The sequence below is a fragment of the Sphingomonas vulcanisoli genome, assembly GCF_011761305.1.
GTDB lineage: Bacteria > Pseudomonadota > Alphaproteobacteria > Sphingomonadales > Sphingomonadaceae > Sphingomonas_I > Sphingomonas_I vulcanisoli.
On sequence record NZ_JAAOZC010000004.1, the window covers coordinates 25,709 to 48,833 of the forward strand.

Annotated in this window: 21 protein-coding genes; 11 read left to right on the forward strand and 10 right to left on the reverse strand. The window is 65.7% G+C overall.

Features of this window, described 5'->3' with window-relative positions; all coding sequences use genetic code 11:
* Positions 1 to 300: 300 nt before the first annotated feature.
* A complete protein-coding gene (locus FHS31_RS08905; protein ID WP_167073043.1) occupies positions 301 to 2,019 on the reverse strand; it encodes a thiamine pyrophosphate-dependent enzyme in 1,719 nt (572 codons plus the stop codon).
* 180 nt (positions 2,020 to 2,199) lie between these two features.
* Here FHS31_RS08905 and FHS31_RS08910 point away from each other — a divergent pair, with 180 nt between their 5' ends.
* The gene (locus FHS31_RS08910; RefSeq protein ID WP_167073044.1) at positions 2,200 to 3,528 is read left to right on the forward strand and encodes a PQQ-dependent sugar dehydrogenase; all 1,329 of its coding nucleotides are present in this window, start codon (positions 2,200 to 2,202) and stop codon (positions 3,526 to 3,528) included.
* Positions 3,525 to 3,848 carry a polyhydroxyalkanoic acid system family protein gene (locus FHS31_RS08915; RefSeq protein ID WP_167073045.1) on the forward strand — a complete coding sequence of 108 codons (324 nt, stop codon included), beginning with the start codon at positions 3,525 to 3,527 and terminating at the stop codon, positions 3,846 to 3,848. Before FHS31_RS08910 ends, FHS31_RS08915 begins: the two co-directional genes overlap by 4 nt.
* Positions 3,849 to 3,944: 96 nt before the next feature.
* Here FHS31_RS08915 and FHS31_RS08920 read toward each other — a convergent pair whose 3' ends face one another.
* From FHS31_RS08920 to FHS31_RS08930, 3 genes are read right to left on the reverse strand one after another with little or no spacing between them, the layout of a single operon-like run.
* Positions 3,945 to 4,889: an alpha/beta hydrolase gene (locus FHS31_RS08920; protein WP_208408644.1), complete on the reverse strand. Its 945-nt coding sequence runs from the start codon at positions 4,887 to 4,889 to the stop codon at positions 3,945 to 3,947.
* Between the two features lie 21 nt (positions 4,890 to 4,910).
* Positions 4,911 to 5,324, reverse strand: coding sequence for a VOC family protein (locus FHS31_RS08925; RefSeq protein ID WP_167073046.1), 414 nt, complete (start codon positions 5,322 to 5,324; stop codon positions 4,911 to 4,913).
* Positions 5,325 to 5,355: 31 nt separating this feature from the next.
* Positions 5,356 to 5,997 carry a PEPxxWA-CTERM sorting domain-containing protein gene (locus FHS31_RS08930; protein WP_341786324.1) on the reverse strand — a complete coding sequence of 214 codons (642 nt, stop codon included), beginning with the start codon at positions 5,995 to 5,997 and terminating at the stop codon, positions 5,356 to 5,358.
* A 175-nt stretch (positions 5,998 to 6,172) separates the two neighbouring features.
* On the opposite strand from FHS31_RS08930, the gene FHS31_RS08935 reads away from it, so the two are divergent.
* The 3 genes from FHS31_RS08935 (at position 6,173) to metK (ending at position 9,734) form a co-directional block, all read left to right on the forward strand.
* Complete coding sequence (locus FHS31_RS08935) at positions 6,173 to 6,688, forward strand: DUF1697 domain-containing protein (RefSeq protein WP_167073047.1); 516 nt, start codon at positions 6,173 to 6,175, stop codon at positions 6,686 to 6,688.
* A 206-nt stretch (positions 6,689 to 6,894) separates the two neighbouring features.
* The gene (gene lnt, locus FHS31_RS08940; protein ID WP_167073048.1) at positions 6,895 to 8,460 is read left to right on the forward strand and encodes an apolipoprotein N-acyltransferase; all 1,566 of its coding nucleotides are present in this window, start codon (positions 6,895 to 6,897) and stop codon (positions 8,458 to 8,460) included.
* Positions 8,461 to 8,525: 65 nt separating this feature from the next.
* Positions 8,526 to 9,734 (forward strand): methionine adenosyltransferase, encoded by a 1,209-nt coding sequence (gene metK, locus FHS31_RS08945; protein WP_167073049.1) that lies wholly within the window; start codon positions 8,526 to 8,528, stop codon positions 9,732 to 9,734.
* Between the two features lie 10 nt (positions 9,735 to 9,744).
* Here metK and FHS31_RS08950 read toward each other — a convergent pair whose 3' ends face one another.
* Together FHS31_RS08950 and FHS31_RS08955 are read right to left on the reverse strand one after the other, a co-directional pair.
* Complete coding sequence (locus FHS31_RS08950) at positions 9,745 to 10,338, reverse strand: phosphatase PAP2 family protein (RefSeq protein WP_167073050.1); 594 nt, start codon at positions 10,336 to 10,338, stop codon at positions 9,745 to 9,747.
* A 64-nt stretch (positions 10,339 to 10,402) separates the two neighbouring features.
* Complete coding sequence (locus tag FHS31_RS08955; RefSeq protein WP_167073051.1) at positions 10,403 to 10,855, reverse strand: tRNA (cytidine(34)-2'-O)-methyltransferase; 453 nt, start codon at positions 10,853 to 10,855, stop codon at positions 10,403 to 10,405.
* A 112-nt stretch (positions 10,856 to 10,967) separates the two neighbouring features.
* Between FHS31_RS08955 and tyrS the strand changes: the two genes are divergently transcribed.
* Positions 10,968 to 12,197, forward strand: coding sequence for a tyrosine--tRNA ligase (gene tyrS, locus FHS31_RS08960; RefSeq protein ID WP_167073052.1), 1,230 nt, complete (start codon positions 10,968 to 10,970; stop codon positions 12,195 to 12,197).
* 110 nt (positions 12,198 to 12,307) lie between these two features.
* Here tyrS and recG read toward each other — a convergent pair whose 3' ends face one another.
* Positions 12,308 to 14,365, reverse strand: a complete 2,058-nt coding sequence (gene recG / locus FHS31_RS08965; protein ID WP_167073053.1) for an ATP-dependent DNA helicase RecG — start codon at positions 14,363 to 14,365, stop codon at positions 12,308 to 12,310.
* 69 nt (positions 14,366 to 14,434) lie between these two features.
* On the opposite strand from recG, the gene FHS31_RS08970 reads away from it, so the two are divergent.
* The 3 genes from FHS31_RS08970 (at position 14,435) to FHS31_RS08980 (ending at position 19,107) form a co-directional block, all read left to right on the forward strand.
* Positions 14,435 to 14,701 carry an FAD assembly factor SdhE gene (locus FHS31_RS08970; protein WP_167073054.1) on the forward strand — a complete coding sequence of 89 codons (267 nt, stop codon included), beginning with the start codon at positions 14,435 to 14,437 and terminating at the stop codon, positions 14,699 to 14,701.
* A gap of 130 nt (positions 14,702 to 14,831) precedes the next feature.
* On the forward strand, positions 14,832 to 18,290 hold the full coding sequence (gene mfd / locus FHS31_RS08975) for a transcription-repair coupling factor (RefSeq protein ID WP_167073055.1): 3,459 nt from the start codon (positions 14,832 to 14,834) through the stop codon (positions 18,288 to 18,290).
* A gap of 157 nt (positions 18,291 to 18,447) precedes the next feature.
* Complete coding sequence (locus FHS31_RS08980) at positions 18,448 to 19,107, forward strand: glutathione S-transferase family protein (protein ID WP_167073056.1); 660 nt, start codon at positions 18,448 to 18,450, stop codon at positions 19,105 to 19,107.
* Between the two features lie 4 nt (positions 19,108 to 19,111).
* Here the strand turns inward: FHS31_RS08980 and FHS31_RS08985 are convergent, their stop codons facing one another.
* Positions 19,112 to 19,579, reverse strand: coding sequence for a cupin domain-containing protein (locus FHS31_RS08985; protein WP_167073057.1), 468 nt, complete (start codon positions 19,577 to 19,579; stop codon positions 19,112 to 19,114).
* 48 nt (positions 19,580 to 19,627) lie between these two features.
* Between FHS31_RS08985 and dapE the strand changes: the two genes are divergently transcribed.
* Together dapE and FHS31_RS08995 are read left to right on the forward strand one after the other, a co-directional pair.
* Positions 19,628 to 20,746 carry a succinyl-diaminopimelate desuccinylase gene (gene dapE / locus FHS31_RS08990; RefSeq protein WP_167073058.1) on the forward strand — a complete coding sequence of 373 codons (1,119 nt, stop codon included), beginning with the start codon at positions 19,628 to 19,630 and terminating at the stop codon, positions 20,744 to 20,746.
* An 81-nt stretch (positions 20,747 to 20,827) separates the two neighbouring features.
* A complete protein-coding gene (locus FHS31_RS08995) occupies positions 20,828 to 21,514 on the forward strand; it encodes an alpha/beta fold hydrolase (protein WP_243843377.1) in 687 nt (228 codons plus the stop codon).
* Positions 21,515 to 21,612: 98 nt separating this feature from the next.
* On the opposite strand, the gene FHS31_RS09000 is transcribed toward FHS31_RS08995, so the two are convergent.
* Entirely contained in the window at positions 21,613 to 22,128 is a 516-nt protein-coding gene (locus FHS31_RS09000) for a Smr/MutS family protein (protein WP_167073060.1), read from the reverse strand.
* Entirely contained in the window at positions 22,103 to 23,038 is a 936-nt protein-coding gene (gene mltA / locus FHS31_RS09005) for a murein transglycosylase A (RefSeq protein ID WP_341786325.1), read from the reverse strand. The genes FHS31_RS09000 and mltA overlap by 26 nt, the downstream gene beginning before the upstream one ends.
* Positions 23,039 to 23,125: the final 87 nt, after the last annotated feature.

The following is a 23,125-nucleotide window of genomic DNA, read 5'->3' on the forward strand; positions in this document are numbered from 1 at the left end:
CTCGCTTTCTCAAACGACACCATTTACTTGGACATTCAAGATAGCATTTCGCCCATCTTCACGAGACGTGAGAAATGAACCGATAATCCAAGCCTGTTCGCAGCGGATATCGTCAATCGGACCGTATAATTCATACACGGATCGATCGATGCTCTCTCCTCGGGACGAGAATATTGTGCGTCTTCTGACTGCGGAAAGTGCATAGCTGACGGGTCAGCCGCAATTTGTATTATCTGAATGAGGCGTTTGGCCCTACCGAACGGATTTGCATCGCCATTGGCCGATCGCGACCCAGCAAGCTTACGGCGCCACCGCGTCAGTCAGCAATTGCGCCACTTCACCCATGCGCCCGCTCAACGTACCCTTGGCGGTATAGAGCGCCATCCCGAACAATTGCCCCGCCTCCACCTTGGGCGGCATCACCAGTTCGTGCGGATCGGTGACGACGTCCAACAGGGCCGGCCCCGGTGCCGCCAGCCACGCCTGTACCGCCGCATCCAGATCCTCGGCCTTCTCGACCCGCCGCCCCCACAGCCCGCATGCCTCGGCAACGCGGCCGAAGTCGGGGTTCTTGAGATCGGTGTAGGAATCGAGCAACCCCTCCACCTTCATTTCAAGTTCGACGAAGGCGAGCGAGCTGTTGTTGAATACCACCACCTTGATCGGCAGCTCTTCCTGGATCGTGGTGAGCAGATCGCCCATCAGCATCGCCAGCCCGCCATCGCCGGACAGCGCAATCACCTGCCGCCCCGGAAACGCGACCTGCGCGCCCAGCGCCTGCGGCATGGCGTTGGCCATCGTGCCGTGGCTGAGGCTGATCACGGTGCGGTTGTGGCCGTTCGCGGGCCAGTGGCGCAGCGCCCAGACCATCGGCGATCCACCGTCGGCAGTAACCACCGCATCCGGCGCGGCATGTTTGGCGATCGTCTCGGTGAGGTATTGCGGATGGATCAGCCCGCCGCGCCCGGCCACCGTGCGCTTCTCCAGCTGGCCGTCGGCCTTGGCGGCACGCTCAAGCGCCTTGTCGAGAAAGCCGCGATCTTCGCGCGGGGTGAGGCGCGGCAGCAGCGCGTCGATCGTCGGCTTGATATCCCCGACCACGCCGATATCGACTGCGTGCCGCCGCCCGAGATGTGTGCCGTCGATATCCACCTGGATGATCGTGGCCTTGGCCGGATAATATTGCCGCCACGCGAAATCGCAGCCGAGCAGCAGCAGGGTGTCGCATTCCATCAGCGCGCCATAGCCGCCCTCGGTGCCGAAGATGCCGGTCATGCCGACGTTGAAAGGATTGTCGGGCTCGAGAAAGTCCTTGGCGCGCGATGTATGCGCGATCGGTGCCTTGAGCCTTTCCGCCAGCGCCAGCACCTCGGCATGGGCCTGTTCGCAGCCCGATCCGCCATAGATCGCGACCTTGCCGCCCGCGTTGATTGCGGCAGCGATCCGATCGAGCTCGATATCGTTGGGCCGCGTCACCGGGCGGGTGTTGTGGACCGCGAAGCCACCGCTCGCCTTGGGTGTCGCCGCACCGGAAACATCGGCGGGCACGATCAGCACCGCGACGCCGCGTTTGGTCAGCGCCGCCTGCGCCGCCATCGCCGTCATCCTTTGCGCCACCTCGGGCGTACGCACCTCCTCGCAAAAGACCGAGCCACTCGCGTAAACCGCTTTGAAATCCACCTCCTGCGGAAAATCGAAGCCGAGCTCGTCACGGATGATCTGGCTGGCGATCAGCACCACCGGCGCGCGGTTGCGGTGGCTCTCGAACAGGCCGTTGATGAAATGCAGGCTCCCCGGCCCACACGATCCCGCGCAGAGCGCCAACTGGCCGGTAAGCAGCGCATCCGCCCCCGCCGCAAAAGCGCCCGCCTCCTCATGCCGCACATGGACGAAGCGCAGATCGCTCTTCCGCATCGCATCGGTGAAATGGTTGAGCGTATCGCCGGGCAGCCCATAGCAGCGCCGCGCGCCTGCCGTGACCAGGGTTTCGACCATCACTTCGGCGACGGTGCGGCTCATGGGTCGATCTCCAATGGGAAGGGCTGCTGCCGTAAGCGTTCGTTGGCGCGAATGGTTCAGCCTATCCTCTATTCTTAGCCCTCTCCCCTTGCGGGAGCCGGTTACGAGAGGAAGCCGGTGCTTGCGTTACGAGGACTCCAAGCCGATGGGGCCTTTCCACCGATCGGACGTTTGGCGACCATGCTGAAGAAAATCCTGCTCATCCTCCTCCTGCTGATCCTGATCGCGGTGGGCATCTTCTGGTGGCAATATCATAACCAGACCGCGCGGCTGGACGTCGCAGCCCAGGAGGGCACGGCGCCGACGATCGGCGCGCCGCACGAAGGGCTGATCCCGCTGATGCACATCGCCAAGGCGGTCGGCTGGAAGCAGGGCGAGATGCCAACGCCCGCCGCGGGCCTCAAGGTGCAGCCGTTCGCCATCGGGCTGGATCATCCGCGCTGGCTGCTGCCGCTCGCCAACGGTGATGTCCTCGTCGCCGAGAGCAACGCCCCGCCCAAGCCCGGCGAGAAAGGCCTCAGCCATTGGGTCGAGAAGATCATGATGGACCGGGTCGGCGCAGGTGGGCAGAGCCCGAACAAGATCGTGCTGCTGCGCGATGCCGATGGCGACGGGATCGCCGAAAGCCGGACGGTGTTGCTCTCAGGGCTCAATTCGCCATTCGGCATGGCGCTGGTCGGCGGCGATCTCTACATCGCTGACACCGATGCGCTGCTCAAGGTGCCGTTCACGCCCGGCCAGACGCAGATCACCGCCAAGCCGGTGAAGGTGCTCGATCTCCCCGGTGGCCCGATCGATCATCACTGGACCAAGAATGTCGTCGCCACGCCCGACGGCTCCAAGCTCTACATCACGATCGGCTCCAATTCGAACGTCGGCGAGGCGGGCGCGCAAGCCGAGACCGAACGCGCGCGGATCTGGGAATATGATCCCAAGACCGGCGAGCATCGCACCTATGCCTATGGCATCCGCAATCCCAACGGCCTCGCTTGGGAGCCCGAGACCAAACAGCTCTGGATGGTGGTTAATGAACGCGATGCGCTGGGATCGGATATCGTGCCCGATTATCTCGCGCTGGTGCAGTTCGGCGGCTTCTATGGCTGGCCCTGGTATTATTGGGGCGGCGTGCCGGACAGCCGCCCCGCCTTCACCGACGACAACAATCTGCAGGATACGGTGATCAAGCCCGATTATGCGCTCGGGCCGCACACCGCCTCGCTGGGGCTGACCTTCGCGGACGGCGCCAAGCTCGGCCCTAATTTCGCGCACGGCGCCTTCATCGGCCAGCACGGCTCCTGGAACCGCAAGCCCTTCTCGGGCTACAAGGTGATCTACGTGCCCTTCCAGAAAGGCCGCCCGGCGGGCAAACCGATCGACGTGCTGACCGGCTTCCTCGACAAGGATGAGCAGGCGCGCGGCCGGCCGGTCGGGGTCGTCGTCGATCGCACCGGCGGGCTGCTGGTCGCCGACGACGTCGGCAACGCGGTCTGGCGGGTCAGCGCCAAATGAGCAGCGCGCCGCTCACCATCGACGTCCCCCACCGCCTCGGCAAGCAGGCGGCGATCGAGCGGCTGAAGAGCCGGATTGGCGAGCTCGATCGGCATCTTCCCGGCGGCGGCAAGGCGACGTCGCACTGGGTCAGCGACAATGTCATGGCGCTGGAGGTGATCGCGATGGGCCAGACGGTTTCGGCGCGGCTGGAGGTGGAAGATGCGCTGGTCCGTGTCCAGCTCGTGCTGCCGGCGATGCTCGGCTTCTTCTCCGGCATGATCTCCAGCGCGGTGCGCGAAGGCGGTGCCAAGGTACTGGAGGACAAAAGCAAAAATTGAGGCTCCGTTCGCCCTGAGCTTGTAGAAGGGTCGTAGGTTTCTAGAGCGTTTAGAAAAACAGTGCTTCGACAGGCTCAGCATGAACGGATGGATGGGTTAGCCTTCCTTCACAAACGCCGCCACGGCTTCGACCAATCCCGGCGCCAATGGCAGATTGGGATCGCCGTAGGTCGCGACAGTGGCCGCCCGATCGTCGCTCGCCACCGGCTTCAGCACATGATTCATATTCGGCATCATAACCAGCCTGGCCGCGGGATCGGCTGCCTTCAGCGCCTCGGCATCCTTGCCCGCGATCTGGACGTCACGCATCCCCTGCACGATCAGCACCGGCTTGCCCGCGGCCGCGATCAGCTTGGCGGGATCGTAGCGCATGAGATCGATGAAATAGGGCTGCACCGCCGGATTGAAGAGCTGCTGAAGCGCGGGATGGAAGGTGGAAACATCCACCGTCTTGCCCGCCTCCAGCGCGTCAACGGCGGGCAGCGCCTGCGGCAGGATCGGCGCATTGGCGGGGTTGGCGGTGAGCTGTTCGCGCAGCACTTCGCCCAGCGGCCGGCCCGGCGTCGCCATCAGAACCAGCCCGCAAACGCCCTCCGCATGCGCCCCCGCAAGCGCGACAAGGCCGCCCTCGCTATGCCCCAGCACCCATAGGCAAGGCGCGCCGGTCTGCTTGCGGATCGCGGCCACCCAGGCGGCGACATCGGCGGCATAATCGCCGATCGTCACCCTGTTCGCGTCGGTGATTGCGGCCTTGCTCCCGAACATCCCCCGCTTGTCGATCCGCACGCTGGCGATGCCGTTTGCGGCCAATCCTTCGGCCAGCAAACGCAGCGAGGCCGGCTTGCCGATCAGCGGGTTGTTGCCGTCGCGGTCGGTCGGCCCGGAACCCGGAACGATCAGGACGATCGGAGCCCTCGGCGCATCGGCCGGCGCGAGCATCGTGGCCTTGAGCGGGCCGAGCGGGCCCGGCGCCTCAACCTCGGTCGCAACCGACATGGGCACAGCCCCCGCCAACGCCATCGCCAGTAGGATCGTCATCATCGGCCTCTCTGCCCTTCCCGGTCATTTCGCGAAGAGCTGGCCGATGTCCCGGAAGGCCTTGAATTCCAGCGCATTGCCCGATGGATCGCGGAAGAACATCGTCGCCTGTTCGCCGACCTGCCCCTTGAAGCGGATGTGCGGCGCGATGCCGAAGGTGACGCCTGCCACGGTCAGGCGATCGGCCAGCGCTTGCCAATCCTCCCAGCCCAAAACCACCCCGAAATGCGGCACGGGCACGTCATGCCCATCGACCGGATTGTGGACCGCCACAGTCTGCGCCGCAGGATCGAGATGGGCGACGATCTGGTGGCCGTAGAGATCGAAATCGATCCAGCTATCCGAACTCCGCCCCTCCCCGCAGCCCAGCAGGTCGCGATAGAAAGCCCGCGCGGCGGCGAGATCGTGGACGGGAAAGGCGAGGTGAAAGGGCTGCATGGCGCAACCTAACCGATTTGCCGGACGCGCGTCAGGTCAGTCGGACCAGGGCAATCCGGCGCCGCCGCAACGCCGCACCAACCAGCCCGAACCCACCGATCATCATCACCCAGCTCGCCGTCTCGGGAATGTCGCTCGTGGCGCTGCTCGTATAACTGTGGACGACATCGACCTCGTCGTTCGCCATCTGGATCAGGCTCAGCGTGATCGGCCCGTCGCCGGTGATGCCAATGAAGGTGCTCACACCCTGGGCCAACGTAATATAGCCCGACTGTTGATTGTTGACGGTGTAATAATAGCTCGTGGTGCCGAAGAAGGAACCGAGGTCGACCGCCAGGAAGGACTCCGGTGAACTGATCGTCAGCGTGCCCGGCAAGGATTGGTAATCCGGATTGGCGGGATCGGGCGGCCCCGACGTGCCGAGATAGACCGCATCATCGTAATAATCTTGATAATGATCATCGTAGAGCGCCGCCTGCGAAGCGGAAATGGTCGCAAGGCCCAACGCAATCGGCGTATTGACGACCATCGAAGTGCCCGGATCTACCCAGCTGTTCTGAACCGCCTGCGTCAGGGCGAGGAAATCGCCCTTATGCGCGGCATCATAGAGCGTAACGGCCGCCTGCGCGGGGATCGCCAGCACCGCCGCCAACGCAATGAGAAACTTTCGCACGGGTTTATCCCCAATAGCGCGGCGACGACCTCCCCAGGTCAGGCGCACCGCGATGGTAACGATGCGCGAAAAACGGGGACAAGTCGAGTAGCGCGCAAGGAATGCCGGTATCCGTCAGATATGACGACTGCGCGGACTTGCCTGCGCCGCCGGAGCCCGATAGCGAGCGCCAGCCATGACGGCCTATGTCGCCCTGCTCCGCGCCGTAAACGTCGGCGGCACCGGCAAGCTGCCGATGACCGAGCTGGTGGCGATGTGCGAACGCGCGGGCTTCAAGGGCGCGCAAACCTACATCGCCAGCGGCAACGCACTCTTTACCACCGATCGCGGCGAGGCAGAGGTGCGCAAGGCGCTGGAGGACGAACTGAAAGCGTATGCGGGCAAGCCCGTGGGCGTGCTGGTTCGAACTGCGAAGGAGCTGGCAGAAACGGTAGCGCGCAATCCTTTCGCCGATCAGCCCGGCAACCGCGTCGTCGCGCTGTTTACAGACGAGAACTTGCCCCAAGATGCGCTCGAAGCCGCCACGGGCCAACAGGACGAAGTGGTCGCGCTCGGCAAACACGAACTTTTCATCCATTTTCCCACCGGCCAAGCCGACAGCCGTCTTCGCCTGCCCGCGATGAAGACGGGCACGGCGCGCAACATGAATACGGTTATGAAGCTCGCGGAAATGGCGGCCAAGCTCGGCTAGGCTGCGGGTCCAAACAGGCTCTCATGCGAAACGGATTTGCCCCCGCTGACGCAACAATGAACGCTGTCTTCCTCGCCCACTACACGAATTTGCATTAGTGGAAATCGCGCTAACTCTATGATTTTTGGGTAGTGTCTGTGGGCCGGGACACCGGCACGCGCTTAGCCCCTCGCCTCCGTCATATTCCGCCCTTAAAGACCGCGCCGATGCCCCTTACTCTCCGCCGCACCTGCCCTATCGCCTTCGTGCTCGGCGCGCTGGCGGCGTGTGGCTTTGCCCCGCTGGAGCTGTGGCCACTGACGATCGCCTGCCTGATCGCGCTGATCGCCATGCTGGAGCGGGCGGGATCGACCTGGCGGGCAGCAGCGATCGGCTGGTGCTTCGGTGTCGGCCATTTTTGCATCGGACTGAACTGGATCGCGACCGCCTTCACCTATCAAGCGGCGATGCCCGCGTGGCTGGGCTGGCTCGCGGTGGTCCTGCTCTCGCTCTACCTTGCCGTTTTCGTCGCCTTCTCGGCCAGCTGCGCTTACTGGCTCGCGCGCCTGGCAAGCCCTACGCCGCGCGCGTTTGTCGCGCTGTTCGGCGCGGTGTGGATCATCGGCGAATTGCTCCGCGCGACGCTCTTCACCGGCTTTGCCTGGAACCCGCTGGCGGCGATCTGGGTGCCGTTGCGGATCGTGCCCGTGATGACGCTGCCGACGATCGGCACCTACGGCCTCTCCGGCCTTACCATCCTGATCGCGGGCGGATTGCTGCACGGGGCGGGCTTCCTGCGCCGCGCCTTTGGCAACGCAACGCCCGCACAGCGCGGCAATCGTGCGATCCTGCTCGGCGCGATCGCCCTTGCGGTGGCGATCGGCTGCGCGTCGATTTTCATTCCGATCGGCATGGCGCCGCTGGCCGCCGCCAACGGCCCGCGCATCCGTGTCGTCCAGCCCAACATCAACCAGGCCGAGAAATGGGCGCCCGATGCCGAGATCAACAATTTCCGCCGCCTGGTCCACCTCAGCGGTACGCCGGGGCCGGAGCCACGACTGATCCTCTGGCCCGAAGTGGCGATCCCCTGGTTCCTGGAGGACGATCCCGACGCCCGCACCGCGCTGGCGCACGTCCTCGGCCCGCGTGATCTGATGCTGACCGGCGGCGAGGCGGTGCGCTACGACGCGCAGGGCACGATGATCGCGGCGACCAACAGCCTGTTCGGGATCGATGCGCGCGGGCGGCTGCTCGGCCGCTACGACAAGAGCCACCTCGTTCCCTATGGCGAATATCTGCCGATGCGGCCCCTGCTCTCGCGGATCGGCCTCTCGCGGCTGGCGCCGGGCGATATGGATTTCGATTCGGGGCGCGGCCCGGCGGATATCAAGCTGCCCGGCATCGGTCTGGTCGGCGGGCAAATTTGCTATGAAATCATCTTCTCGGGCCATGTCATCGATGCGGCCCACCGACCGCGTTTTCTGTTCAATCCCTCGAATGACGCCTGGTTCGGTGCCTGGGGCCCGCCGCAGCATCTCGCGCAGGCGCGGCTGCGCGCGATCGAGGAGGCGATGCCGATCCTGCGCTCCACGCCGACCGGGATTTCCGCGGTTATCGACGCGCAGGGTCGGCTGCTCGCCTCCCTCCCCTGGCGCCTGGCCGGCGCGATCGATGCGCGTCTCCCGGCCGTTGGCCCACCGACGCTCTTTTCGCGCTACGGCAATCTTTTGCCTCTCGCCTTCGCACTTTTTCTTGTCGCCATAGGATTTGCCAGCCGCCTCCGCAGACGCTAGATCGCAGATATAAAGATGTCTTTATGTCGCCTTCCAGCGACGCTAGCCGAGGAACCTTCGCCAACATGCGCAGCGATTATCTCTTCACGTCCGAAAGCGTTTCCGAAGGCCATCCCGATAAGGTCGCCGATCAGATTTCGGACGCGATCGTCGATCTGTTTCTCTCCAAAGACCCCTTTGCGCGCATCGCCTGCGAGACGCTGACCACCACCCAGTTGGTCGTGCTGGCGGGCGAAATCCGCTGCAAGGGCGTGTACGAGAACGATCAATGGGCGCCGGGCGCGCAGGACGAGATCGAGAAGACCGTCCGCGATACCGTGAAGCGCATCGGCTATGAGCAGGATGGCTTCCACTGGAAGAATTTCCGTTTCGAAAACAACCTTCACGCCCAATCTGCGCATATCGCACAGGGCGTCGATGCCTCGGGCAACAAGGATGAAGGCGCGGGCGATCAGGGCATCATGTTCGGCTATGCCGCCAACGACACCCCCGATCTGATGCCGGCGACCCTCTATTACAGCCACAAGATTCTCGAGACGATGGCTGCCGACCGTCATTCCGGCGCGGCGCCGTTCCTGGAGCCGGACGCCAAAAGCCAGGTCACGTTGCGCTATCAGGGCAGCACGCCCGTCGCCGCCACGGCGATCGTCGTTTCCACCCAGCACGGCAAGGGCTATGACGAGGGCGAGAAGGAAGCCGAGCTTCACGCTTATGTGAAGGGCGTCGTCGCCAAGGTGATCCCCGCCGAACTGCTCAGCGACGAAACCGTCTACCACATCAACCCCACCGGCAGCTTCGAGATCGGCGGCCCCGATGGCGACGCGGGCCTCACCGGCCGCAAGATCATCGTCGATACCTACGGCGGCGCCTCGCCCCATGGCGGCGGCGCGTTCAGCGGCAAGGACCCTACCAAGGTCGATCGCTCAGCCGCTTATATCACGCGCTATCTGGCGAAGAATATCGTCGCCGCCGGCCTCGCCCAGCGCTGCACGATCCAGCTCGCTTATGCGATCGGCGTCGCCAAGCCGCTGTCGCTTTATGTCGATACGCACGGCACCGGCACGGTCGGCGACGACAAGATCGAGGAAGCGATCGGCAAGATCGAGAAGCTCGGCGGCCTGACGCCGCGCGGCATCCGCGAGCATCTCGGCCTCAACAAGCCGATCTACCAGAAGACCGCCGCCTACGGCCATTTCGGCCGCAAGCCCGAGGGTGACTTCTTCCCGTGGGAGAAGACCGATCTCGTCGACGATCTGAAAGCGGCGCTCGCGTAAGCCTGTGACTCTAGCGCAGTCCGCCATCGTGCGGGCTGCGCATCAGTTCGCTGACGATGACCTCGGCAGCGAAACCGATCGCCACCCCCACCGCCGCGTCGACAGGAAAATGCTTCGCGGCCGAGACCTGCGCGCACACCGCCACGGCCGCCGCAGCGGTGGTGATGCCTGCCGCACCCGGATAATCGCGGGCGATGGCGCAAGCGATCGTCACCGCCCCCGCGCTGTGTCCGGATGGAAAACTGTTATGCGGCGATGTATCGACAATCTTGCCTGTCCTGGCGCGGTGATCGCCGCTGTGGACATTGGGACGCCGCCGATCGACCCGACGCTTGATCCAGCCTTTGGCCAGCGTCGCCAGCGCTTCCGAAGCCAGCATCCGAAACCCCGCGCGCGCCAGCCGCGGTCGGTTAAGGACGAAGCCTGCCGCCATCGTGGCGCCTGCCAACGCAAAGAGCGGTGGCTGATCGGCCATTTCGCCGAACCGGCCCAGCGCACGCACCACAGGCTGATCGCCTAGGTCCGCTACCGCGTTGCCGAGACGAATATCGAACCCTTCCGCCTTGCGGGCGACGTGCTTCGCGGAAGATCGTTTTTTGGGCATGGTGGCTGAACCCCTGAATCTCTCGGGAGTTCACCCGCGTCGAACGAGCGCTTGCGCGCGATCCTCAGCCCGGCAAGCTTCCAGTCTGACGCAGCGCTTCGCCCAGCGCGAGCGCCGCCGATGTTGCCAGATTCATCGAACGGACCTGTGGCCGCATCGGCAGGCGCAACCGCGCATCGCAAGCCTCGACCACAGCGAGCGGCACCCCCGCGCTCTCCTTGCCGAACAGCAGGATATCATCCGCCATGAAACCGAAATCATAGGCGGACTGGCGGCCCTTGGTGGTGAACAGTACGAGCCTTTGCGCGCCGATCGTCGCGCGGAACGCATCGAAACCGGTATGCCGCACGATTTCGACATGATCGATATAGTCCATCGCGGTACGGCGGACGCGGCGATCATCCCAGGCGAACCCCATTGGCTCGATCAGATCGACCGCCGCGCCAAGGCACGCGCCAAGCCGCAGCACGGCGCCAACATTCCCGGCAATTTCCGGCTCGAAGAGGGCGATGCGCATCCCGGCTGATTGGCGATGCCGAAGGCGCCGCGCAAGCCCGCGCTAGGACCGAAATTCCGCGCCATGCCTCGGGTGGAACCCGCGCCACCCCCATGCTAGGCGCGCGGCCATCATGGCCGAATACCAGTCCGATCTGCTCCGCACGCTCGATACGCGCGGCTATATCCATCAGGTGACCGACGCTGCCGCGCTCGATGCGCTGGCGAGCCGTCAGATCGTGCCCGGCTATATCGGCTTCGATGCGACAGCACCGTCGCTGCACATCGGCAGCCTCGTCCAGATCATGATGCTGCGCCGGCTCCAGCAGGCCGGGCACAAGCCGATCGTGGTGATGGGCGGCGGCACCACCAAGGTCGGCGATCCATCGGGCAAGGACGAGAGCCGCAAGCTGCTGACCAGCGAGACGATCAACGCCAACATCACCTCAATCTTCCGCGTCTTCGAAAATTTCCTGACCTTCGGGGACGGGCCGACCGATGCGGTGATGATCGACAATGCCGATTGGCTCGACAAGCTGGAGTACGTCCCCTTCCTCCGCGATGTCGGGCGGCACTTCACGATCAACCGGATGCTCAGCTTCGAATCCGTCAAGATTCGCCTCGATCGCGAACAGCCGCTGACCTTCCTCGAATTCAATTACATGATCCTCCAGGCCTATGATTTTCTGGAGCTTTCGCGCCGCGTCGGCTGCCGCCTGCAGATGGGTGGATCGGATCAATGGGGCAATATCGTCAACGGCATCGAGCTTGGCCGCCGCATCGACGGCGCCGAACTGTTCGGCCTGACGACGCCGCTGATCACCACCGCCGATGGTGCCAAGATGGGCAAGACCGCGGCGGGCGCGGTATGGCTCAACGGCGATCAGCTGCCGGCCTACGATTATTGGCAATTCTGGCGGAACACGGACGATCGCGACGTCGGCCGCTTCCTGCGCCTGTTCACCGATCTCCCGCTCGACGAGATCGCGCGGCTGGAGGCGCTAGAGGGCTCGGAGATCAACGAGGCCAAGAAGGTGCTGGCCGATGCGGCCACGGCTTTGTGTCGGGGTGCAGCGGCGGCGGCAGAGGCGGCGGACACCGCGCGGACCACCTTCGAGCAGGGCGGCCTCAGCGAGAATCTCCCCAGGCTCTCAATCGCCGAGGGTGCGATCGGCATTGTCCAGGCGCTGACCGTGCTGGGCTTCTGCGCCTCCAACGGGGAGGCGCGGCGCAAGATCGCCGAGGGCGCGGTCCGGCTCAACGACATCGCGATCAAAGACGAGAAATATGAAATCGTGCTCGATCAGGATGCGCCGGTGAAGATCAGTTTGGGCAAGAAGAAGCACGGGCTGCTGACGCGGTGACATACCCTTTCCGTTTGCCCTGAGCTTGTCGAAGGGCCGTTCTTCTTTGCGAGCGGGCAAGAAAGACAGTGCTTCGACGGGCTCAGCACGAACGGGAATTTAAGCCGCAGTCAGCCCCCCCTCAACAGCCCCACCGCCGCGTCGCGCTCGAACAGATAAAGCGCCAGCCGCGCTGCCTGCCCGCGCTCGCCCTCCAATCCGCCATCGCGGTCGACCAGCAGGCGGGCGTCCTGCGTCGCCGTCTCGATAAGCTCATTCATCTGCTCGGGCGTGGCGAGGCGAAACGCGGCTTCACCCGATTGGCGCGTGCCGAGGATTTCGCCCGCGCCGCGCAGGCGCAAATCTTCCTCGGCGATGCGGAAGCCGTCGTTGCTCTCGCGCAGCAGTGCCAGCCGCGCGCGCGCGGTCTCGCCGAGCGGACCTGCGGTACGCAGCAGCAGGCACACCGATCGCCCCTCGCCCCGCCCGACCCGCCCGCGCAGCTGATGCAGCTGGGCCAGACCGAAGCGATCGGCATGTTCAATCACCATCAATGTCGCGTTGGGCACATCGACACCGACCTCAATCACCGTCGTCGCCACCAGCAATTGCACCCGCCCCGCCTGGAACGCCGCCATCACCGCATCCTTCTCGGGTGGCTTCATCCGGCCGTGGACCAACCCAACCTTGCCGCCGAAGCGCGCGCGCAGCGTGGCGGCGCGATCCTCGGCAGCGGCGAGATCGGAAACCTCGCTCTCCTCGACCAAAGGACACACCCAATAGGCCTGACCATTTTGCGCGAGGAGCCGCCCGACGCTCTCCACCACCTCGCCCAGCCGATCGTCCGAGATCACGCGCGTTTCGATCGGCTGACGGCCGGGCGGCATCTCGTCCAGGCGGCTGACGTCCATCTCGCCATATTGGCTGAGCGTCAGCGTGCGCGGGATCGGCGTCGCGGTCATCGCCAGCAGATGCGGCGGCCGTTCGGATTTTTCGGTGAGCAGCATCCGCTGGGCGACCCCGAAGCGATGCTGCTCATCGATCACCGCCAGGCCGAGGCGGCGATAGCGCACCGCTTCCTGAAAGATGGCGTGGGTGCCGATCAGGATATCGATCGAGCCATCGGCGAGGCCCATCAGCGTGGATTCCCGCGCGCTCCCCTTGTCGCGCCCGGTCAGCACGGCGACCGTCACCGGCACACCAGCGAGCATCCGCGAAAGCGTGTCATAATGCTGGCGGGCAAGGATTTCGGTCGGCGCCAGCAACGCCCCCTGCGTCCCGGCCTCCACCGCGATCAACAGCGCGATCAGCGCCACCAAGGTCTTGCCCGCACCGACATCGCCCTGCAGCAGCCGCAGCATCGGCGCTGACTGCGCGAGATCGCCCTCGATCTCGGCGATCGTCCGGCTCTGCGCGCCGGTCGGGCTGTAGGGCAGTTTCAGGGCATCGCGCAGCCGCCCGTCGCCCGCCAGCGGTTGCCCACGCCGCCGCCGCGAGGACGCGCGGACCAGTTGCAGCGCGAGCTGATTGGCGAACAGCTCGTCATAGGCCAGCCGCTCGCGCGCCTTGGCGTCGGCGGGATCGGCGTGGATGCGCGCCACCGCCTCGCGCCAGCCGGGCCAGCCATGCCGCTGCTTGAGGCTCGGCTCGATCCATTCGGGCAGATCCGGCGCGCGCTCTATGCCCTGCGCGACCAGCGCCGCCAGCCGCTTGCCCGTCAGCCCCTCGGAAAGCGGATAGATCGCCTCGCGCGGGGGCAGCGTCTCGGCGTCCTCCACGATCTCGGGATGCACGATCTGGAGCCATTGATCATATTGCTCCAGCTTGCCGCCGATCGTCTTGGGCTCGCCGAGCGGATACAGCTTTTTGGCGTAACCCGAGCTGTTGCCGAAGAAGACCAGCGCCACGGTATTGCCCTCGGCATCGGTAGCGACGATCCGGGACGGCGCGCGCGGCGAACGGCCGAAGCGATATTCCGTCGGCGTCACCCGCACGATCACCACCTGGCCGACATCGGCCTGATCGAGCGCCGTGACCCGCTTGCGATCGATCCAGCCGACCGGAAGGTGGAACAGCAGATCGACCAAGCGCTTGAGCCCCAGCCGCCCTAAAGGCTTGGCCAGCGCGGTGCCGACGCCTTTCAGCGCCTCAACCTCGGTGAACAGCGGATTGAGAAGTTCGGGACGCATGGTTAGAGGCTTTCTATCCCCCTTCACCGGCGCCGCAAAGCGGCCGCCGGCAATCGCCTATGGAGCCATATGGACCGCGAAACCCGCCTCAAGCGCCTGCGCTTCCGCGCCTCGCACCGGGGCACGCGCGAGGCCGATTATATGATCGGCGGCTATTGCGATGCGCATTGCGATGGCTGGGGCGAGGCCGAGCTCGATTGGTATGAGGCGCTGCTGGAGGAGCAGGACGTGGACATCATGGCCTGGGCGCTGGGCACGCAAGCGGTACCGGCGCGTTGGGAGGGGCCGATGATGGATGGCCTCAAGAAGCTCGATTATATCCAGGTGCCGAAATGAAGGGCGCCATTAAAGCCCCTCCCCTTCAGGGGAGGGGTTGGGGGTGGGGGAGTCGGGCAAGATCTCGAACGACGGTGCCTGTGGAGAGCCCCCACCCCAACCCCTCCCCTAAAGGGGAGGGGCTTAGGATATGACCACCGATCTCTCGCGCATCCTCAAGGCCAGCGAATCCCTCACCCTCGCAGGCGTCCCGGCGGGGTTCCTCCCCTGGCTGATGGCCGATCTCGCCCGCGCCGCCAAAGGCCGCGCCATCTATGTCGCGCCCGATGAAACCGCGATGCGCGCGGTCGGCGAGGCTGCGCGCTATTTTGCGCCCGAGATCGGCGTGCTGAGCTTCCCGGCCTGGGATTGCCTGCCCTACGATCGCGCCTCGCCCTCGCTGCGCGCCACTTCCGATCGGCTGGCGGCTTTGCATGCGCTCCAGCAGAAGAGCGACACGCCGCAGCTGCTCGTCACCACGGTCAATGCGCTCACCCAGCGCACCCTGACGCCGTTCCGCATCCGCCAGCTCTCCGCCACGCTCGCGCCCGGCGAACGGATCGATCGCGATGCGCTGGCCGAGTTGCTGCAAGCCAACGGCTATGTCCGCGCCGATACCGTCCACGAAGCGGGCGAATATGCGGTGCGCGGCGGGCTGGTCGATCTGTTTCCGAGCGGCGAGGAGCTGGCGCTGCGCCTCGATTTCTTCGGCGATGAGATCGAGAGTGTCCGCCAGTTCAACGCAGATGATCAGCGCACCACCGCCAACATCAAGGGCTTCACGCTGCTGCCGGCGTCCGAAATGCTGCTCGATGCCGAGGGCATCAAGCGCTTCCGCAGCCGCTATCGCGAAAAGTTCGGCGCCAACGCTACCGGCGATCCGCTCTACCAGGCGGTTTCCGATGGCCGGCGGCTTTCGGGCATGGAGCATTGGCTGCCGCTGGTCGAAGAGCGGCTCTCCAGCATCTTCGATCATCTTTCGCCCGACGATGTCATCGTCCGCGATCCCGGCGCCGATGGCGCCGCCAATGCGCGCTTCGATGCGATCAACGACTATTTCGACAACCGCAAGAACGCCAAGGACACCGCTTCCTATCGCCCGCTTGAACCGGATTCGCTGTATCTCAACCGCGGCGAATGGGACGAGGCGGTGCGCGATCGCCCGATCCATCTCAGCTCGCCCTATCACGAGCCCGACTCCGATCGGGTGATCGACTTCGGCGTTGATAGCGCCCGCGATTTCGCGCCGGAGCGGGCGCAGAACGCCAATATCTATGACGCGGTGGTCGCGCACATCGCCGGCCTGGCCAAGTCGAAGCGCAAGGTCGTGCTCGCATCCTATTCGAACGGCGCGCGCGAGCGGCTCAAGGGCCTGCTCGCCGATCACGGTCTCACCAGCGCGATGCTGGCCGAAGATTGGCAGGATGCGCTTGGCCGCGCGTTCAAGCCCGGCACCACCGCGCTCGCCGTGCTGCCGCTCGATCACGGCTTCACCACGCCCGATATCGCGCTGCTGACCGAGCAGGACATGCTCGGCGATCGGCTGATCCGGCGCCAGAAGAAGCGCAAATCCGCCGATGCCTTCCTCGCCGAACTGGCGACGCTCTCGCCCGGCGATCTCGTCGTCCACTCGGATCACGGCATCGGGCGCTACGAAGGCCTGCAGCAGATCCCGGTGAGCAAGGTCGCGCACGATTGCGTCGCGCTGACCTATTCGGGCGGCGACAAGCTCTACGTCCCGGTCGAAAATCTCGAAGTCCTCTCGCGCTATGGCTCCGAGGAGGGCGCGGCGCTCGACAAGCTCGGCGGCGAGGCGTGGCAGCGGCGCAAGGCCAAGATGAAGGAGCGCATCCGCGAGATCGCGGGTGAGCTGATCGCCACTGCCGCCGAACGCGCGCTGCGCGCCGCCGACATCGCGCAAACCGATACCGCCTACGCCGCCTTCGCCGATCGCTTCCCCTATGAAGAAACGGACGATCAGGACCGCGCGATCGGCGAATCGCTGGATGATCTGGCCTCGGGCAAGCCGATGGATCGGCTGATCGTCGGCGATGTCGGCTTCGGCAAGACCGAGGTGGCGTTGCGCGCGGCCTTCGTCGCGGCGATGGCGGGGATGCAGGTGGCCTTGGTCTGCCCGACCACCCTGCTTGCCCGCCAGCATTTCACCAACTTCGCCGAACGGATGCGCGGCTTCCCGATCGAGGTCGGCCGCCTCTCCCGCCTCGTTCCCGCGGCCGAGGCCAAGAAGACCAAGGAGGGCCTTGCGGACGGCACGATCGATATCGTCGTCGGCACGCACGCCCTTCTATCCAAGGGGATCGAGTTCAAACGGCTGGGCCTCGTCGTCGTCGATGAGGAGCAACGCTTCGGCGTCACGCACAAGGAGCGGCTCAAGGGCCTCAAGACCGACGTTCACGTCCTGACGCTCACCGCCACGCCGATCCCGCGCACGCTACAGATGGCGATGTCCGGTCTGCGCGAATTGTCAGTGATCCAGACCCCGCCGGTCGATCGCCTCGCGGTGCGGACCTACGTGGCGCCCTGGGATCCGGTGGTGATCCGCGAGGCCTTGCTGCGCGAACATTACCGTGGCGGCCAAAGTTTTTTCATCGTGCCGCGGATCAAGGATCTGCCCGATATCGAGGAGTTCCTGCGCAAGGACGTACCAGAAATCAGATATGTCGTCGCGCACGGCCAGATGGCGGCGACGGAAGTCGAGGAGCGGATGAGCGCTTTCTACGACAAGAAGTTCGATGCCCTGGTCTCGACCACGATCGTCGAGAGTGGCCTCGATATCCCCTCGGCCAACACCTTGATCGTCCACCGCGCCGATCGCTTCGGGCTGGCCCAGCTCTACCAAATCCGCGGCCGCGTCGGGCGCGCCAAGACCCGCGCCTACGCCTACCTGACCACCCCACCCAACCGCATCATCAGCGAAACCGCGGAGAAGCGGCTGCACATCCTCCAGAACCTCGATACGCTGGGCGCGGGCTTCCAGCTCGCTTCCCACGATCTCGATATTCGCGGCGCGGGCAATCTGCTCGGCGACGAGCAATCGGGCCATATCAAGGAAGTCGGTTTCGAACTCTACCAGTCGATGCTGGAAGAGGCGATCATGGAGGCCAAGGCCGGCGGCATGGCGCTGGCGGCGCGCAGCAAGGACTTCTCGCCGCAGATCAGCGTCGATGTGCCCGTCGTGATCGGCGACGATTACGTCCCCGATCTCGATCTGCGCATGGGCCTCTACCGCCGCATGAACGAGCTGGAGAATAAGGAGCAGATCGAGGCCTTCGCCGCCGAGATGATCGATCGCTTCGGCCCGCTGCCGGAAGCGACGCAGAATTTGCTGACGATCATCGAGATCAAACTCAACGCCAAGAAGGCCTGCGTCGCCAAGATGGACGTCGGGCCGAAGGGCGCGCTCGTCAGCTTCTTCGAGGATCAGTTCCCCGATCTTCAGGGGCTGATCGGCTATGTCGAGCGGCTGAAGGGCACCGCCAAGCTGCGCCCGGACAGCAAGCTGGTGATCTTGCGCGAATGGGGATCGGGCGAGAAAGCGCTGACCGGGGCGCTACAGCTTTCGCGCGGGCTGGCAAAGATCGTGGCGTAAAATCCTCCCCTAAAAGGGGAGGTGGCGCGCGAAGCGCGTCGGAGGGGTGTCACCCTCTCGATAGCGGGATACCCCTCCGTCAGGCCTTCGGCCTGCCACCTCCCCTTGCAGGGGAGGATCGGGTTGCACATCCGCTCCACCGCGCTAATCCCGCGCCATGCTCAAGCTCATCATCGGCAACAAAGCCTATTCCTCCTGGTCGATGCGCGGCTGGCTGGCGGTCAAGCAGTCGGCGCTGCCGTTCGAGGAGGTGGTGCTGCCGCTGTATGAGGAGAGCTGGGAGACGCGGAAACTCGCCGACGATCTTGCGCCCTCGTCGGGCAAGGTGCCGTTGCTGTGGGATGGCGACATCGCTGTCTGGGAAAGCCTGGCGATCATCGATTATCTCGCCGACAAGGTGGATGGCGACCGCTTCTGGCCAGCCGATCCCGCCGCGCGCGGCTTCGCGCGATCGATCTCGGCCGAAATGCACGCGGGCTATCAGGCGCTGCGTAGCCAGCACCCGACCAACATGCGCCGCCGCTATCCGGCAGGCGAGGTCAGCGCCGAGGTCAAGGCCGATCTCGCGCGTATCACCGGCCTTTGGGCCGAGGCCAAGACGCGGTTCGGCGCGGGTGGCGACTTCCTGTTCGGCGCTTTCTCGGCGGCGGACATCATGTTCGCGCCGGTGGTGACGCGGATCGCCACCTACGATCTGCCCGTGCCCGAAGCCGCGCAGGCTTATTGCGGCGCGGTCCTTGCCCAGCCTTTCGTCGCCGAGTGGCTGGCGGACGGCGCGCGCGAGCCCTGGGTGATCGACAAGTTCGAGCGCGCCTGAGCCGTCACTCGTCCCGCTCCCACACCCGATACGGCTTGCCATCATCGTGCCGGAAAAATTTCTCGCCCTTGCGGTAGGCGAGATCGATGGCCGGATAGGCGGCGCCGCCCTTGTTGGCGCCCACCACCAGAAAACGCGCTTCAGCCTCGCTCTCGTTGATCACATGATGGCCATCGCGTGACGCTTTGGGCCAGGCGGCGATATCGCCCGCGCGCAGGATCGTGCGCCCGGCGTCTTCGATCAGCACCAGCTCGCCCTCCAGCATCACCAGCAGCTCATCATCCTCATAATGCCAGTGTCGCTGGCTCGACCAGACGCCCGGCCGCAGCGTGACCAGATTGGCGCCGAAATCCTTGAGCCCCGCCGCTTCGCCGATCGCCCGCCAGACGCGGTCTTTCACCGGCGCGCGAAACGGCTCGGGGTAGCGGGTGCCGGTCAGCTCCGGACAAGCTTCGGGATCGATCTTGGGCATCCGCCATGTCTAGGCAATTCCCGGGCACACCGCTACGCCCGGATGGTGATGATCGATGCGCTAGACCTCGCCGCCAAGCTGATCGCCTGCAACAGCGTAACCCCCGCCGACGGCGGCGCGCAGGATGTGCTGCAAACGGCGCTGGAGAGTATCGGCTTTCGCGTTCACCGCCTCCATTCCAGCGAAGGCCCCGATGGCCCGATCGCCAACCTGTTCGCGATCCGAGGCAGTGGCGGTCCGCATTTCGCCTTCGCGGGCCACACCGATGTCGTGCCGCCGGGTGCGGGCTGGGCGAGCGATCCCTTTGCGCCGGAGGTGCGCGGCGGCCTGCTGCACGGGCGCGGCGCGGTCGATATGAAGGGCGCGATCGCGGCCTTCGTCGCGGCGGCTTCGCAGGTCGAGACGAAGGGCACGCTCAGCCTGATCATCACCGGCGATGAAGAAGGCCCGGCGACGTTCGGCACCGTTGCGCTGATGGACTGGATGGAGTCAGAATCAATACGCCCGGACCTGATCCTCGTCGGCGAACCAACCTCGGCCCATAAGCTCGGCGACACGATCAAGATCGGCCGGCGCGGATCGGTCAATATGACCGTCACCGTGCCCGGGCGGCAGGGCCATGTCGCCTATCCGCACCTCGCCGATAATCCGGTGCCGACGCTCGCGCGGATCGTCTCCGCGCTGTCGGCATGGACGTTGGATAGCGGGACCGAATGGTTCCAGCCTTCCAACCTCGAGATCACCGATATCGCCACGAGCAACGAGGCGACCAACGTCATCCCCGGCGTGGCGCGGGCGCGGCTCAACATTCGGTTCAACGATCTGCATACCGGCGCGGACCTGGTCAGGGACGTGAAAGCCGCCGTTGCGGAGATCGCGCCGCGAGCCACGGTCGAAGCGCGCATCTCCGGCGAAGCCTTCCGCACCGATCCCGGCGCGCTCAGCGATCTGGTTACCGGCGCGATCCGCGACGTGCTGGGCGTCGAGCCCGAGCTTTCGACCAGCGGCGGCACCTCCGACGCCCGCTTTCTCAGCCGCATCGCGCCGACGATCGAATTCGGCCTGCCCAACGCGACGATGCACAAGCTGGACGAGGCGGTGGCGGTGGCGGACCTCGAAGCGCTGACCGAAACCTATGCGGAAGTCATCCGCCGGGCCTTGGGCTGAACGATGGACCGTCGCACCGTCTTGGCAGGGCTTGCGGCCATGCCGGCGGCGGGGTCGGCAAGAATGAGGAAGGGCATTCCGATGGCAGCGCGCAACGTGGTGCTGGTACATGGCCTCTATTGCGATGCCTCGTGCTGGACGGACGTGATCGGCCCGCTGCTCGATCGCGGGCTGAATGTCACCGCCGTGCAGAACTCGCTCAAGAATTTCGGCGAGGCGCTGGCCGATACGCGCCGCGTGCTCGCGCGGCAGGAGGGGCCCACCGTGCTCGTCGGCCACAGCTTCGGCGGCATGATCGTCACCGAGGCCGGCGCCGATCCGGGCGTCTCGGCGCTCGTCTATGTCGCCGCGCGGGCGCCGGACGCGGTCGAGGATTACAGGGCGATGGCCGAAGCCTATGGCCCGCCGCCGGTGAGCGCGGGAATTGTCTATGACGGCGATGAGGCCCGGCTGACCAAGGCGGCCTTCCTCAACGATTTGGTCGGCGATGTTCCGCCCGCGCGGGCACGGCTGCTGTACGCGACGCAGGCACCGTTCCATCGGTCACTGCTGGCGGCGAAGACCGCGCAGGCAGCCTGGCGATCCAAGCCCAGCTTCTATGCGGTTTCGGCCAAGGATCGGGCGATCCTGCCCGATCTGCAGCGCTTCATGGCGAAGCGGATGGGCGCCGAGACCGTCGAGCTTGAGGCCGGCCATTTCTCACCAATCACGCACAGCGACGAAATCTGTGACCTTATCGTGAAAGCGACCCACGTCCCTCTCCCATAAGGGAGAGGGAGGGAGCCGCAAAGCGGCGGGAGGGTGAGGGCGATCGCCCTATCGATGGCGCGGCCACCCTCACCCAACCCTCCCTCAAGGGAGAGGGCTCAGCGCCGCCGCCGCAAGACAATATACAGCGCCCCGCCGCCGCCATGCCTGGGATGCGCGTTGCGGATCGCCGCGATCCGGCCCGCATAAGGCGAGGCCGCCAGCCAATCGCCGATCGCCGCGCGGATCAGCCCGCGTCGCGGCGTCGCATCGGCGGGCCGTGCGCGTCCGGTGACCACCAGCAGCAGCCGCGCGTCATCGGCGATCGCGCGCTCCAGCGCATGGGTCAGCGCGGTATGGGCGCTGGCAAGCGTGTGACCGTGGAGATCGATGGTGCGATCGGGCGCGACCGCACCCTGCCGCAGCCGCCGATCCCAGCCGCCGTCGAGCGTATCGCCGGGGGCGGCAGCCTTGGCGGGAAGCGGTGGCGCGGAGGGACGGATCGCTGGAGGTTTGGGCCTGGCCGGCGCTGGCGGCAGTGGATCGATGCCGGGAAGCGGCCGATAGGCGTGGACCGTCGCCGCGACCCGCGCCCACAGTTCCTGCTCCTCAGCGCTGAGCCGCCGCCCCGCCATAGCCGCCCCCGCCGCTGTTGAGCCGCGCCACCGTCCCCTTGGGCAGCAGGATCAGCGCACACCCATGCGCGAACATGCCGCCCGCGATCGTCCGCGCGCTCTGGCCCGCGCCCCAGAAGGTATCGAAGCGGTTCGGCCCCTTGATCGCGCCGCCGGTATCCTGCGCAACCCACAGACCGCTGGCGTCGGCCTTGTCCATCGTCAGGAACAAGGGTGCGCCAAGCGGGATGAATTTGGGATCGGCGGCGACGCTGACGTGGCCGACGACCTGCACGCCGAGCGCGCCCAGCGGCCCTGGCCCGACGACCTCCTTGAAGAAGACATAGCTCTTGTCCTCCTCCATCAGCGCGCGACCGCCATCGGGCTGCGCGCGCAGCCCCGCCATCACGCCCTGCATCGAAAGCTGGCCCGGCCCGAGCAGCCCGCGATCGCGCATGATCCGCCCGACGGCGTCGTAGCGCTGGCCGTTCTGCCCATCGTAGCCGATCCGCATCACGGTCCCGTCGGGCAGCAGCAGCCGCCCGGAGCCCTGGATCTGCAGGAAGAAGAATTCGATCGGATCCTTCGCCCAGGCGAGTTCCAGCCCCTGCCCGGCCAGCGAACCGGCATCGATGGCGGCGCGATCGTCATAGGGCTGGATTTGGCCGCCTTGCATCCGTCCCCACTGCTTGCCCCCGCTCGCGCTGGTGGTTGTGACCAGATCGGGCGGGCGGCGGTAGATGGGCGTATCGTAACCGTCCGTCGGATCGCGCGAACCGAGGATTTCGGGCTCATAATAGCCCGTTGCGAAGCTGGCGCCGTCGCCCACCACCGCCGCTTCGAACCAGCGTGCGAAGAAGTCCGGCCCGTCGACGTCGAGCCGCGTGGCGGCATCGGTGCAGATCGGCACCCAGTCACTTTGGCGGGTCAAGCCGCTGGCATCGGTGCGGCGAATCAGCGCGGGGCAAGACAGCCGAAACGCTGCCAGCGCCGCCTTGGCGCTTACGGGAGTGAGACC